This window comes from Mesorhizobium sp. P2_E10, assembly GCF_056404235.1.
In genome coordinates this window covers 224333-236890 of sequence record NZ_JBFUEK010000006.1, presented here as the reverse complement: position 1 = coordinate 236890, position 12558 = coordinate 224333, and the positions used below count along the sequence as shown (strand labels likewise).

The 12558-nt window shown below is 63.5% G+C and carries 17 protein-coding genes; 11 read left to right on the top strand and 6 right to left on the bottom strand.

The annotated features are described in order from the left end of the window. The first annotated feature begins 21 nt into the window (after positions 1-21). From AC1D0N_RS18355 to AC1D0N_RS18340, 4 genes are all read left to right on the top strand, one after another. On the top strand, positions 22-1218 hold the full coding sequence (locus AC1D0N_RS18355) for a phosphoglycerate kinase (RefSeq protein WP_477246310.1): 1197 nt from the start codon (positions 22-24) through the stop codon (positions 1216-1218). A 123-nt stretch (positions 1219-1341) separates the two neighbouring features. Then, a complete protein-coding gene (locus tag AC1D0N_RS18350) occupies positions 1342-2367 on the top strand; it encodes a class I fructose-bisphosphate aldolase (RefSeq protein ID WP_477246308.1) in 1026 nt (341 codons plus the stop codon). Between the two features lie 174 nt (positions 2368-2541). Then, positions 2542-3297, top strand: a complete 756-nt coding sequence (locus tag AC1D0N_RS18345; RefSeq protein ID WP_477246306.1) for a DUF899 domain-containing protein — start codon at positions 2542-2544, stop codon at positions 3295-3297. A gap of 80 nt (positions 3298-3377) precedes the next feature. Continuing rightward, entirely contained in the window at positions 3378-4091 is a 714-nt protein-coding gene (locus tag AC1D0N_RS18340) for an SGNH/GDSL hydrolase family protein (protein ID WP_477246304.1), read from the top strand. A gap of 22 nt (positions 4092-4113) precedes the next feature. On the opposite strand, the gene AC1D0N_RS18335 is transcribed toward AC1D0N_RS18340, so the two are convergent. Together AC1D0N_RS18335 and AC1D0N_RS18330 are read right to left on the bottom strand one after the other, a co-directional pair. After that, positions 4114-4293, bottom strand: a complete 180-nt coding sequence (locus AC1D0N_RS18335) for a hypothetical protein (protein WP_477246633.1) — start codon at positions 4291-4293, stop codon at positions 4114-4116. A 46-nt stretch (positions 4294-4339) separates the two neighbouring features. After that, positions 4340-5293 carry a ring-cleaving dioxygenase gene (locus tag AC1D0N_RS18330; RefSeq protein WP_477246302.1) on the bottom strand — a complete coding sequence of 318 codons (954 nt, stop codon included), beginning with the start codon at positions 5291-5293 and terminating at the stop codon, positions 4340-4342. A 277-nt stretch (positions 5294-5570) separates the two neighbouring features. Here AC1D0N_RS18330 and AC1D0N_RS18325 point away from each other — a divergent pair, with 277 nt between their 5' ends. The 4 genes from AC1D0N_RS18325 to AC1D0N_RS18310 all read left to right on the top strand — a co-directional run bounded on the left by AC1D0N_RS18325 (position 5571) and on the right by AC1D0N_RS18310 (position 7522). Continuing rightward, the gene (locus AC1D0N_RS18325; protein WP_477246300.1) at positions 5571-5738 is read left to right on the top strand and encodes a hypothetical protein; all 168 of its coding nucleotides are present in this window, start codon (positions 5571-5573) and stop codon (positions 5736-5738) included. A gap of 205 nt (positions 5739-5943) precedes the next feature. Then, positions 5944-6309 carry a VOC family protein gene (locus tag AC1D0N_RS18320; RefSeq protein ID WP_477246298.1) on the top strand — a complete coding sequence of 122 codons (366 nt, stop codon included), beginning with the start codon at positions 5944-5946 and terminating at the stop codon, positions 6307-6309. 15 nt (positions 6310-6324) lie between these two features. Beyond that, on the top strand, positions 6325-6735 hold the full coding sequence (locus AC1D0N_RS18315; protein ID WP_477246296.1) for a hypothetical protein: 411 nt from the start codon (positions 6325-6327) through the stop codon (positions 6733-6735). A 67-nt stretch (positions 6736-6802) separates the two neighbouring features. After that, positions 6803-7522 (top strand): helix-turn-helix transcriptional regulator, encoded by a 720-nt coding sequence (locus AC1D0N_RS18310; protein WP_477246294.1) that lies wholly within the window; start codon positions 6803-6805, stop codon positions 7520-7522. A gap of 82 nt (positions 7523-7604) precedes the next feature. Here AC1D0N_RS18310 and AC1D0N_RS18305 read toward each other — a convergent pair whose 3' ends face one another. From AC1D0N_RS18305 to AC1D0N_RS18295, 3 genes are all read right to left on the bottom strand, one after another. Then, a complete protein-coding gene (locus AC1D0N_RS18305) occupies positions 7605-8300 on the bottom strand; it encodes a DUF1013 domain-containing protein (RefSeq protein ID WP_477246292.1) in 696 nt (231 codons plus the stop codon). Between the two features lie 300 nt (positions 8301-8600). After that, entirely contained in the window at positions 8601-8741 is a 141-nt protein-coding gene (locus tag AC1D0N_RS18300; RefSeq protein WP_477246290.1) for a DUF1127 domain-containing protein, read from the bottom strand. Between the two features lie 359 nt (positions 8742-9100). Continuing rightward, a complete protein-coding gene (locus AC1D0N_RS18295) occupies positions 9101-10111 on the bottom strand; it encodes an NAD(P)H-quinone oxidoreductase (protein WP_477246288.1) in 1011 nt (336 codons plus the stop codon). Between the two features lie 112 nt (positions 10112-10223). Between AC1D0N_RS18295 and AC1D0N_RS18290 the strand changes: the two genes are divergently transcribed. From AC1D0N_RS18290 to AC1D0N_RS18280, 3 genes are all read left to right on the top strand, one after another. Next, positions 10224-10418, top strand: coding sequence for a DUF1192 family protein (locus AC1D0N_RS18290; RefSeq protein ID WP_477246286.1), 195 nt, complete (start codon positions 10224-10226; stop codon positions 10416-10418). 85 nt (positions 10419-10503) lie between these two features. Continuing rightward, a complete protein-coding gene (locus tag AC1D0N_RS18285) occupies positions 10504-11751 on the top strand; it encodes an MFS transporter (RefSeq protein WP_477246284.1) in 1248 nt (415 codons plus the stop codon). A 31-nt stretch (positions 11752-11782) separates the two neighbouring features. Beyond that, positions 11783-12070, top strand: a complete 288-nt coding sequence (locus AC1D0N_RS18280; protein WP_477246282.1) for an ArsR/SmtB family transcription factor — start codon at positions 11783-11785, stop codon at positions 12068-12070. A gap of 23 nt (positions 12071-12093) precedes the next feature. Here AC1D0N_RS18280 and AC1D0N_RS18275 read toward each other — a convergent pair whose 3' ends face one another. Beyond that, complete coding sequence (locus tag AC1D0N_RS18275; protein WP_477246280.1) at positions 12094-12558, bottom strand: SRPBCC family protein; 465 nt, start codon at positions 12556-12558, stop codon at positions 12094-12096.

The following is a 12558-nucleotide window of genomic DNA, read 5'->3' as shown; positions in this document are numbered from 1 at the left end:
TTTTTCGCGAAAGGGACCAGCATGGCCGGCTTTAGGACACTCGACGATATCGGCAACATCTCCGGCAAGCGCGTGCTGGTGCGCGTCGACCTCAACGTTCCCGTCGCCGACGGCCAGGTCACCGACGCCACCCGCATCGAGCGCATCGCGCCGACCATCGCCGAATTGTCCGGCAAAGGCGCCAAGGTCATCCTGCTCGCCCATTTCGGCCGACCCAAGGACGGTCCCTCGCCCGAATTCTCGCTGGAGCCGATCGCCAAGGCGACTGCCGACGTGCTCGGCCGTCCCGTTTGCTTTGCTGCGGACTGTATCGGCGACAAGGCAGCGAGCGCGGTTGCCGCCATGAACAAGGGCGACGTGCTGCTGCTCGAAAACACGCGCTTCTACAAGGCCGAGGAGAAGAACGATCCGGCCTTCACCGAAAAGCTGGCGGCCAATGGCGACATTTTCGTCAACGATGCTTTTTCCGCCGCGCACCGCGCCCATTCGTCGACCGAAGGGCTGGCGCATCTGCTGCCGGCCTTCGCCGGCCGCACCATGCAGGCCGAGCTCGACGCGCTGGAAAAGGGCCTCGGCAATCCCGTCCGCCCGGTGGTCGCCATCGTCGGCGGCGCCAAGGTTTCGAGCAAGATCGACCTGTTGATGAATCTTGTGAAGAAGGTCGACGCGCTGGTCATCGGCGGCGGCATGGCCAACACCTTCCTTGCCGCGCGCGGCACCGATGTCGGCAAATCGCTGTGCGAGCATGATCTGGCCCCGACCGCCAAGCAGATCATGATAGAGGCAGCCGAGGCCGGCTGCGCCATCATCCTGCCGGTCGACGGCGTCGTCGCCAGAGAATTCAAGGCGGGCGCTGCTAGCGAAACCGTCGCCATAGCGGCGGTGCCGGCCGACGGCATGATCCTCGATGTCGGCGAAAAGACCGTGAAGACCATCGCCGAATGGATCGACCGCGCCGCGACGCTGGTCTGGAATGGCCCGCTTGGCGCCTTCGAGATCGAGCCCTTCGACCACGCCACGGTGGCGGCGGCCAAGCACGCAGCGGCGCGCACCAAGGCCGGCAAGCTGGTCTCGGTCGCCGGCGGCGGCGATACGGTGGCGGCACTCAACCATGCCGGCGTCGCCGACGACTTCACCTATGTCTCGACCGCCGGCGGCGCCTTCCTGGAATGGATGGAAGGCAAGCCGCTGCCCGGCGTCGACGTGTTGAAGCACTGAGGCGATCAACACCACGAGAGCGAACAGCGGCGCCGGGGACTTTCAAGCGATTCGAGCTTTCCGGCGCCATTCCTTTGGCGGTAGAGTTCCGTTGGCACGGAAAACCGTTTCAGGAGAAGCAGCATGAGCGAACGTCTCGAAGACATTGCCGCCGCGATCGTGGCCGATGGCAAGGGCCTGCTGGCGGCCGACGAAAGCTCCGGCACCATCAAGAAGCGTTTTGACGTCATCGGCGTCGAATCCACCGCCGACAGCCGCCGCGACTATCGCGAGATGATGTTCCGCGCCAAGGATGCGATGACCAAATACATCTCCGGCGTCATCCTCTATGACGAGACGATCCGCCAGAAGGCCGCCGACGGCACGCCGCTGGTCGACATCATCAAGGCCGCCGGCGCCATTCCCGGCATCAAGGTCGACGCCGGCGCCAAGCCGCTGGCCGGCTTTCCCGGCGACACCGTCACCGAAGGTCTCGACGGCCTGCGCGAACGGCTCGCCGACTATTACAAGCTCGGCGCCCGCTTCGCCAAATGGCGCGCGGTGATCGATATCGACACCGGCAAGGGTGTGCCCTCGACAAATTCGATCAACTCGAACGCCCATGCTCTCGCCCGCTATGCAGCGCTCTGCCAGGAGGCCGGCATCGTGCCGATCGTCGAGCCGGAAGTGCTGATGGACGGCGCCCACGACATTAACACCTGTTTCGCAATCTCGAAGGCGACGCTGATAAAACTCTATGACGAACTCCACGCAGCCGGCGTCGTGCTGGAAGGCACCATCCTGAAGCCGAACATGGTTCTCGCCGGCAAGAAATCGGGCAAGGTGAGCAGCCCGGAGGAGGTCGCCGAAAAGACCATAAAGCTGTTCCGCCAGACGGTGCCTTCCGCGGTGTCGGGCATCGCTTTCCTCTCCGGCGGCCAGGAGGACGAAGAGGCGACCGCCAACCTCAACGCCATCAATGCCATCGGGCCGCACCCGTGGAAGCTGACCTTCTCCTATGGCCGCGCCCTGCAGGCCGCTCCGCAGAAGGCCTGGAGCGGCAAGGCCTCGAACATCGCCGCCGGCCAGGCCGCCTTCGCCCACCGCGCCCGCATGAACCATCTGGCGGCGCTCGGAAAATGGCAGGCGAGCCTGGAAAAGGCCGCCTGACCCCGACGCGCCTGTCTTGATCCGGACCCGGGCCGATGCGCCCGGGTTTTGATTTGCAGCCGCCCGGCTTGGGGGGCGGCATCCGCATGCCTATCTCCTCCCTAAAAAGGCTGGCGGCGATGTCGGCTTGCGCCGACCCCGAACGTCCTTGAGGTGAATGACAGGGAGAAGCTCATGCATCGCAACAAGGTCGTTTCGCGCGAAGACTGGTTCGAGGCGCACAAGGCGCATCTGGCGCGCGAGAAGGAATTGACGCGGTTTCGCGACCGCATCGCCGCCGAGCGCCGGGAATTGCCCTGGCTGAAAATCCGCAAGGACTATGTCTTCGAGACCGAACGCGGACCGAAGCGGTTGGCCGACCTGTTCGCCGGCAAAAGCCAGCTGATCGTCTACCACTTCATGTTCGGGCCGGGCGCTGACCACCGCTGCGAGGGCTGTTCGTTTCTTGCCGACCACATCGACGGCGCCAACCAGCATCTCAGGCATCACGACGTGTCGCTGGTCGTGGTTTCGCGCGCACCGCTGGCCGAACTGCTCCCCTACAAGCAGCGCATGGGCTGGAAATTCGACTGGCTGTCGTCCTACGCCTCGGACTTCAACTTCGACATGCAGGTGTCCTTCACCGACAAGCAGATCGCAGCCGGCGACACCACTTACAATTTCGAGACACGCCCCCGGACATCGAAGGAGCTTCCCGGCAGCAGCGTGTTCTACAGGGACGAGAAGGGCGACATCTTCCTGACCTTCATGTCGCGCTCCAGAGGCGGCGATCCTTTGATCGGCGCCTATCACTATCTCGATATGACGCCGAAAGGCCGCAACGAGACAGGTCCCTACCATAGCCTGATGGACTGGGTGCGGCTGCACGATGAGTATGGCGACAGGTCCGGGACACAAAGCGACGACCGCTGCCACCAAAGCAAAGCCTGACACCGGCCGGCACCAAGGTCGTTCACCCGCGACGCCAGATGCGCTAAGTCCACATCTTTGATTGTCTCAAGGTCTTCGCTGTGCGCCCTCTCGCCCTCCTCACCTGGCTCGCCTTCCCGGTCTACATCTGGCAAGGGCTCGGTGTGCGCCGCCGCACCTCTCGCATGCTGCCGGCGCAAGGCCCGGTCATGCACGATGTCGCCGGCAAGGCGCCGGCGATCTCGCTGTTGGTGCTGGGCGACTCCTCCGCCGCCTCGGTCGGCATCGGTAATTCGGAGAACGGGCTTGCCGCGCAGCTGGCAGCGCTGGTTGCGCAACGCACCGGCCGTGCCGTGCGCTGGCGCGCCGCCGGCTTCAACTCGGCGACGTCAGGCCAGATCCGCGACCACGTGCTGCCCAATTTGTCGGCCGATCCATGGACGCATATCGTGCTGGCCATCGGCACCAACGACACCAAGAATTTCCATTCGGTGCCGCGCTTCAAGAAGGAGTTCGGCGGCCTGCTCTATGCGCTACGCGCCAAATGGCCAGAGGCGCGCGTGGTCTGGTCGCCGGTGCTGGAGTTCACCCGTGCGCCGGCAATGCCGTCGCTGCTCGGCAAGATCCTGGAGATCCGCGCCAGTGAGATGAACCGCATGGGCGAGCGCCTTTGCCTCGAGCGCGGCGCGGTGCCAGCGCCACGCCTGCCGATCGACGACCCCGAGGCTGGTTTTGCGTCCGATGGATTTCATGCCTCGGAGGCCGGTTACCGCGCTTGGGCTGAGCATCTCGTCGGGCTGGTGGTCGCCGAATGATCGGCCGGCCCTATGGCCGGCCTCAGGTCCAATGCCCCAGCACCGCCGTGATCGAGATCGCCGCCATGGCCAGCAGCGCCAGCTTCCAGAAATCGCTGCGCCGCTTCAGCCCCGGCCAGCCGAGCGGCTTGATCAGCTGGATGGCCATCATGCCAATGATGACGAGGGCGAGGAGTTTCGACATGCCGTCTTTGACCAGCATCGGGGCCGGCTGTCAAAGGCGCTCCTCGCCTGTCCGGATGAGCGCCCTAGACTAGCGGCTTGAGGCCGGCCTCGATCGTGGCGCGCTTCGGTTCGAGGAACGGCGGCAAGGCCAGCTTCTCGCCCAGCGTCTCCAGCGGCTCGTCGGCGGTGAACCCCGGTCCGTCGGTGGCGATCTCGAACAGGATGCCGTTCGGCTCGCGGAAATAGAGCGAGCGGAAGTAGTAACGCTCGACCTCGCCGCTTGACGGCAGGCGAAACTCCGCCAACCGCGCCGTCCATTGATGCAATGTTGCCTGGTCCGGCGCCCGGAAGGCGACGTGATGGACGGCACCCGCACCTTGACCTGCCGGCGAAAGGCCGGGCTGCACCGCGACATGAAGCTCCGCCGCCGGCCCACCCTCACCCATTTCGAAGACATGCACCTGCCCCTCGCCGTCCGGCGAAGCATAGTCGCGCACTTTGCGCATGTTCATCACCCTGGTCAGCACCGCCTCGGTGTTGGTGATATCGGGAACGCTGATCACGATCGGCCCGAGCCCGCGTATCTGGTGCGCGACCGGCACCGGGCTTTGCGCCCAGGGGTGGCTGCCACCTCCGCCACCATCGCTGACAAGACGCAGGCGCTGGCCCTCGGGGTCCTCGAAATCCAGCGACAGGGTGCCGCCAATATCGCCGATCTCTCCGGTCGCGATGTTTTCGCCGGCCAGGCGTTCTTTCCACCAGGCAAGGCTTTCGGGACTGCCGACCCGGAGGCCTGTGCGGATGATGCTGTGGGTGCCTCGGCGTTCGCGCCCGACCGGCCAGTCGAAGAAGGTAAGGTCGCTGCCCGGCGTCGCCTCTCCATCGGCGTAGAAAAGGTGATAGGCGGACGTATCGTCCTGGTTGACCGTCTTCTTGACCAGCCGCAAACCCAGAACCCTCGTGTAGAAATGAAGATTTCCCGGCGCATTGGCGGTGATTGCCGTCAGATGGTGAATTCCTGTCAGTTGCAGGCTCATGGTCGTCTCCCCAGGTCATGGACCTGTTTTAAGGAAAATTGTTCTCCTCCCATATCAGAACGCTGGCCCTGCTGCTGAAGGCCGCAAACGCCGACAGTCCGTCGCTGGAGGCTGAACGACCTCCACCTTGGTCGACACTGATAGTGAACAATCGCTTCGCCTCGAACGCAACGCCGGCACAAGCAGCAAGGATCGTCAAAGACCCTGAAAGCTCCTGACAGACTGCTGTCAGGAGGGGTGTGCGATGATGCTCTCATCAAAACAGAGGAGAGTCGCCATGAACGGTTCCACAATTCTTCGCAGCGTCCAGCACTATGTCGGCAAGATCCGGACGATGCGCAACGAGATCCGCACCCAGCGCTTCATGAATTCGCTGCCGCCGGACGTCCGCAAGGACATTGGTTGGCCGGATATGTTTGAAGGCCGCCACATCCGCGGCAATTGAGTTTTTTCGCCACGACTGTTGGATGTGGGCGTCACAACGCCCACATGACAGGTTCGGCGCGCATGGGATGGAGCAAGCGGTGCCCGAACAGCAATGTCCTTTTCATCGAAATGTTTCGCCGGCTGGCCAAAGAGCATGCTGAAAGCTCCTGACAGTATGGTGTCAGGAGCCGCGTGCCATAGTGCAGCGATGTCAGGAGAGAGATATGGCCTTCATTCCCGCAAAGGCATCGGCATGGTTCGAAATACCGGTCACTGACATGGATCGGGCACGCGCCTTCTACGCCTCGGTACTGCAGAACGATCTGACGCTCGAGGAGAGCGGTCCAAACCCGATCGCCATGTTCAGTGCCCAGGAACGATTGGCATCGGGGCATGTCTATCCCGGAAAGCCGGCAGCGCCAGGAACCGGCCCGACCATCCATTTGTCGGTCGCGGCACCGATCGAGGACGCAATGGCACGGGTGACCGAGAATGGCGGCAAGGTCGTCTCGCCGGCGATCTCAATCCCGGCCGGTACGTTCGCCTATTGTCTCGACCCGGACGGCAACAGTTTTGGACTTTTCGTCTAGCGGGAACGCATTCATATGGTGAAGAGCTGGAACGACAGGTTGAACACGCCCGGCATTCACGGCGTCAAGCCGACGCCGCGCACGATGTCCGACGTCGTCGAAGGCCAGCCGATGCTGGTACCGACGGCACGTCAGGTCGACGATTTCATCCGCACAATTCCCAAAGGCGTGGATATGGATGTCCGTGCCCTGCGCACCGCGCTCGCCATCGAGCACGGTGCCGAAGTGACATGTCCGGTCACCATCGGCTATCATCTGCGCACTGTCGCCGAAGCTGCCAACGAGGATCTCGAGCGCGGCATGACGTTGAATGACATTGCGCCATTCTGGCGAGTGCTCGACGCGAACACGCCGACAACCAAGAAATTGTCCTTCGGCACGGCATTCGTTGCCGCGCAGCGCAAGAGCGAAGGGCTGGAACCATAATGCGTGCCGCCCAAAAACGGGAACCGGTTTTGGGGTCACGACGTGCATAGAAACAAGGGACCATACGATGCGCCGCGCCGACAGGCTCTTCCAGATCGTGCAGCATCTGCGCGGTGGCCGTCTGGTCACCGCCCAGAAACTGGGCACGTGGCTCGAGGTTTCCGAGCGTACCATCTATCGCGACATCGCCGACCTGCAGTCGACCGGGGTGCCGATCGACGGCGAGGCCGGCGTCGGCTACATGATGAGGGAGGGTTTCGACCTTCCGCCGCTGATGTTTACGCGTGACGAGATCGTCGCGCTGGTCGCCGGCGCCCGCATGGTGCGCGCCTTTGGGGGCGCCGCCATGGCGCGGGCCGCCGAGGAGGCGCTGGTCAAGATCGGCGCCGTGCTGCCCGACGCCGAGAAGGATCGCATCGCCCGCACCGAGATCCACACGCCGATGTGGGTGGTGAGTGATGCCGCACGGGAAGCAATCGACCTGATCGAGCGCGCCGTCGAAAAGCGTCAGGTGCTGACCATCGACTATTCCGACGAGGCCGGCCGTGGCACCGCGCGCGATATCCGCCCGCTCGGTCTGTGGTTCTGGGGCAAGGTATGGACATTGGTCGCCTGGTGCGAGATGCGCGACGATTTCCGCGCCTTCCGCATCGATCGCCTCGCTTCGGTGGTCATCGCCGGCCGCAACTTCAAGCCGGAGCGCGGCAAGCAGCTGACCGACTTCTATCGGGCGGTGGAGCGCTCGGAGGATTACGGCATGGCGCCGGACCGGGCGGCGCGAACCTGAAACCGCAAAAATCCTGGCAATAAAAAAGCCCGCTCGAAGCGGGCTTTTTGCTATGCTGGATCGGCCTGCGGCCGACCGCTTCCTACTCTTCCTCGTCCGGATCCGGGTTCTTCGACTTCAGCGCCGAAAGCTTGGCGAAGACGGCATTGGCGTCGAGTTCGGCGTCCTCGTCCTTCGGCTTCTCCGGCGCCGGCACCAGCCGTTCGGTCAAGGCTGCCGGCAGCAGCGTATCGCCAACCGGCTGCGGCTGCTCGCGGCCACGCGAGGCGCGGTTGACTTCCATGTCGAGGTCGATCTGCGAGGCGAGACCCAGCGTCACCGGATCCATCGGCTGCAGATTGGCCGAATTCCAGTGCTTCCGGTCGCGGATCTGATCGATCGTCGATTTGGTGGTGCCGACCAGGCGCGAGATCTGCGCGTCTTTCAGTTCGGGGTGGTTGCGCACCAGCCAGAGGATGGCGTTGGGCCGGTCCTGGCGCTTCGACAGCGGCGTGTAGCGCGGACCCTTGCGCTTGGATTCCGGCACCCGCACCTTGGGATCCGACAGCTTCAGGCGCTGGTTCGGGTCCTTCTCGGCGCGCGCGATCTCGTCGCGGCTCAGCTGGCCGGTCATGATCGGATCCATGCCCTTGATGCCTTGCGCCGATTCGCCGTCGGCGATCGCCTTGACCTCGAGCGGATGCAGCCCGCAGAACTGCGCGATCTGCTCAAAGGACAGCGCGGTGTTGTCGACCAGCCAGACGGCGGTCGCCTTGGGCATCAGCAGCGTATTGGCCATTGCAAAAATCCTTCTCGTTCGCCCGCGTTCCCGCGCGGGCGGTGGTTTAGAGCCACCAAAATGGGAAATTCGCGGTCTGTATAACCGCTCTCAGGTCAAATCGCAACGGGTTTGGGAGGACGCGCGGCAAAGGCGGCGCCAGCACAATCTGGGACCGGCCAAAGCCATGGACCCAACAGCTGAAAAGACAAAACCCGCCGGACAGGGTCCAGCGGGTTCGGAACCGGCGACGGCAAAGCGTCTGCTACGGCTCTGGCTTCCAAAGCATGGTCCGATCTTGGGAGCGGACCAGGCTCGAAATCAGATCGCCTTGCGGGCGATTGCCTCGATGTCGGCGCGGTTGATGCCGAGATCGTTGAGCTGACGGGCGTTGAGCTTGTTCAGCTCGCGCACGGTTTCATTGTACATACGCCAGTTACGGTAAGCGCGGATCGGGTTCATGGTATTCCTCCATTTGTTGGATCAAATCGTTTCGATGACGCTTAGATAGGCATCGCTGCCCACAAATTGAACAGACGCTTTTGCATGGCCGCAATGCAATTGTGCATTGCAGCATTAAGCCTTTGTTCATCTTGCTGACAGGGGTGAGCGCGGAGGATGTGTCGAGATTCAGGTCAGGCCGAGTCGAGAACGGCTAATACCGAGAACCAGAGCGGAGCGTACTCAAGTACGTGAGCACCGGCCTACGCCGGCCGTAGCCTTAACTGCCACAACCACTCATGAGTGCTTCGGGCCGGCGAAGGCCGGAAGCGCAGGTATCAGCTGTTCGCAGGCCGGCCTCACCTGAATATCGGCACATCCTAGCCGACGTCGAGCACGATCTTGCCTATATGATCGCCGTCCTCCATCCGCTCATGCGCCCGCCAGGCTTCGCTGAGCGGAAAGATCATGTCCATGACTGGCGCTATCCTGCGGGTGCCGAGCAATGGCCACACCTGGGCTTCCAGCGCGGCGGCTAGTGCCGCCTTGAACTCGACGGTGCGCGGCCGCAGCGTCGAGCCGGTATGGGTCAGCCGCTTGACCATGATCTTCGAGAAATCGGCGCTCGCCACCGCCCCGCTTTGCACGGCGATCTGGACGATGCGGCCTTCGATCGCGGCGGCCTCGTAGTTGCGCGCCACATAGTCGCCGCCGACCATGTCGAGGATGACATTGGCGCCCTTGCCGCCGGTGGCCTCCTTGACCGCGGCGACGAAATCCTCCTCGCGGTAATTGATCGCCCGGTCGGCGCCGATCTTCAGGCAGGCATCGCATTTGTCCTCGCTGCCGGCGGTGGTGATGACATAGGCGCCAAATGCCGAGGCAAGCTGGATCGCCGTGGTGCCAATGCCGGATGAGCCGCCATGGACGAGCAATGTCTCGCCCTTTTTCAGGCCGCCGCGCTCGAACACATTGTGCCAGACGGTGAAATAGTTTTCCGGCACCGCCGCCGCTTCGGTGTGGGTGAAACCGGCGGGCAGCGGCAGCACGCTACCGGCGGGAACCTTGACGTATTCTGCATAGCCGCCGCCGGGCGTCAGCGCGCAGACCCGGTCGCCGACACGCCAGCGCGATATCTCGTCGCCAAGCGCTGCCACCTCGCCCGACGCCTCGAGGCCCGGCAGGTCCGACGCGCCGGGCGGCGCTGGATAGGCACCCTTGCGCTGCTGCACATCCGGCCGGTTGACACCGGCGGCACGCACCCGGATCAGGATTTCGCCCGGACCCGGCATCGGCACGTCGCGCGTCTCCGGCTTCAGCACACGTGGCCCACCGGGCTCCGTGATCGCGATGGCCGTCATCCTGGCCGGAATTCTCTGTCCGCTCGCCATGAAATTTCCCGTCTTGCTTCGCCTGCCTATGCCGGCTGTTTGCATCCACGCCCTTGCCCTATGTATGCTCATTGCCAAATCAGGCAAATGGCCAAATCAGGGAGGAGCGACGATGGCGATCTTCGACGACGAACCCAAAAAGAAGGCACGACCGCACGAGATCGGGCAGGATCTGTCGTTGCTTTCGCTTAGCGAACTGTCCGAGCGGATCGGCATCCTGCGTGACGAGATTGCCCGGCTGGAAGCTGAACTCAAGAGCAAGGACACCACCAAGTCGGCCGCTGAAGCACTGTTTCGCCGCGGATAATTCCCGAGAGCTGGCGCAAGCGCCGCCGAAAAGCCCGAATACGACTGTCTTCAGACCTGCCCCGTAACCCCAGCCGGATCCAAAAATGTTTGCAACCTACCGACCGATCCTTTCGCTGCTGCGCGGCACCGCTTTCCTGCTGGCGGCATCGGGGCTGCACGGCCTGTTGTTGCCGTTGCGCGGCCAGCTCGAAGGCTTCTCGACGGCATCGCTCGGCCTGATGGGCACGGCCTGGGCCGGCGGCTTCGTCACCGGCTGCTTCTTTGCGCCGCGCATCGTGCGCCGCGCCGGCCATGTCAGGGCTTTTGGCGCCTTTGCCGCGTCGGGTGCCATTGTCGCGCTGCTCACCGGCCTGATCATCGACGAATATTTCTGGATCCTGCTGCGCGCCTTCACCGGTTTCACCATGGCCGGCGCCTTCATGGTCATCGAAAGCTGGCTGAACGAGAAGGCCACCAACGAGAACCGCGGCACCGTCTTCGGCCTTTACATGATGGTCACCTACGCCTCGATCATGGGCGGCCAGATGATCGTCGCCGGCGGCGACGTGAAGTCCGCCTCGCTGTTCATGATCACCGGCATCCTGTTTTGCCTGTCGTTGATCCCGACCGCCGTTTCGACGGCTTCGCACCCCAAGCCGCTGCAGGACGTCTCACTCGACGTCAAAGGCCTTTATAAGAATTCGCCGGTATCGGCGATCGCCTGCCTGTTGATCGGTATTGCCAACGGTGCCTGGGGCACGCTGGGCGCCGTCTATGGCGCCCGCATCGGCATTTCCACCCCACAGATCGCGCTGATGATGAGCCTTGTGGTCGTTGCGGGTGCGGCCATGCAGCTTCCGGCGGGGCGGCTGTCCGACAAGACCGACCGCCGTTTCGTGCTGGCGGGCGCGGCCTTTGGCGCCGCGCTGTTTGCTCTCGCCATTTTCCTGTTCGAACCGCGCTCCGCGGTCTTCGTCCTGGTCTTCACCGGCGCCTATGGCGCTTTCGCCTACACGCTCTATTCGATCGCGGTCGCGCATGCCAACGATCACGCACGCTCCGAGGATTTCGTCAAAGTGTCGGGTGGCCTGCTGCTGCTCTATGGCTTCGGCACCATGATCGGACCGCTGCTGGCCGCTGCCCTGATGGGCTGGATGCGGCCCGAAGGCCTGTTCCTGGCGACCGCGCTCGCCCATCTCAGCCTGGCCGGCTACACGCTGCTGCGCATCAGCCGCCGCGCCCCGGTGCCGATCGAAAACCGCGATGCGTTCAAGACCCAACCGGCCGATCGCTCGGTCACGCCGGAAGCATTGCGGCTCGACCCGCGCAGAAAAGATGAAACCAATGGTTGAGATTCGGAAAACTTTGCCTCACAAATGAGGCATGATCTTTTCCGATGCCTTCCTGGCGATTGCCGATCCCAATCGGCGCCATCTTCTCGAAGAGCTCCGGCGCGGGCCGAAGACCGTCAATGAACTGGCCGCCGGACTGCCAGTGTCGCGCCCGGCCGTTTCGCAACATCTGAAGGTGCTGCTCGAGGCCGGGCTGGTCAACGCCAAGGCCGAAGGCACGCGGCGCGTCTATACGGTCAGCAATGCCGGCTTCCTGAAACTCAACATCTGGCTCGACCAGTTCTGGGAAGCCGAGCAGCTTGGAACGCCGGGGGGCTGAAGCGTCTCGCCAGGGACTGACTGTCAGCCCTCGGCGGCCAGCGCTGCGCCCAGCATATCGAGCAACACGCCTGTACCATGTTCGCGGCTGGCGGAGTTGTCATGGCCGTCGAGAAAGGCGCCCTGCTCGGTCAAGACCAGCCGCGTGCCTTTACCTTCCGGGCGAAGTTCGATCGTCGCCAGCGACACCGAGATGCGGGCCTCGCCGAACAGCATATCGTAGCTGTAGACGATGCGCTCATTCGGCACGATGTCCTGGTAGACGGCGTTGTAGGTGTAGATCGGTCCGTCCTTCGGCCCGCCGGCATTGATCTCCCTGCCGCCGATACGGAAATCCATCTCGTGCCTGCTCGGGTTCGGACTATCAGGATCGGCGAACCAGCGCCGCTTGGCGGCCGGATTGCTGAGCGCGAAATAGACCTTCGCCGGCGCTGCCGGATAGAAGCGTTCGATGACGAAGGTGGAATGGACGACGGTTCGTTCGGTCAT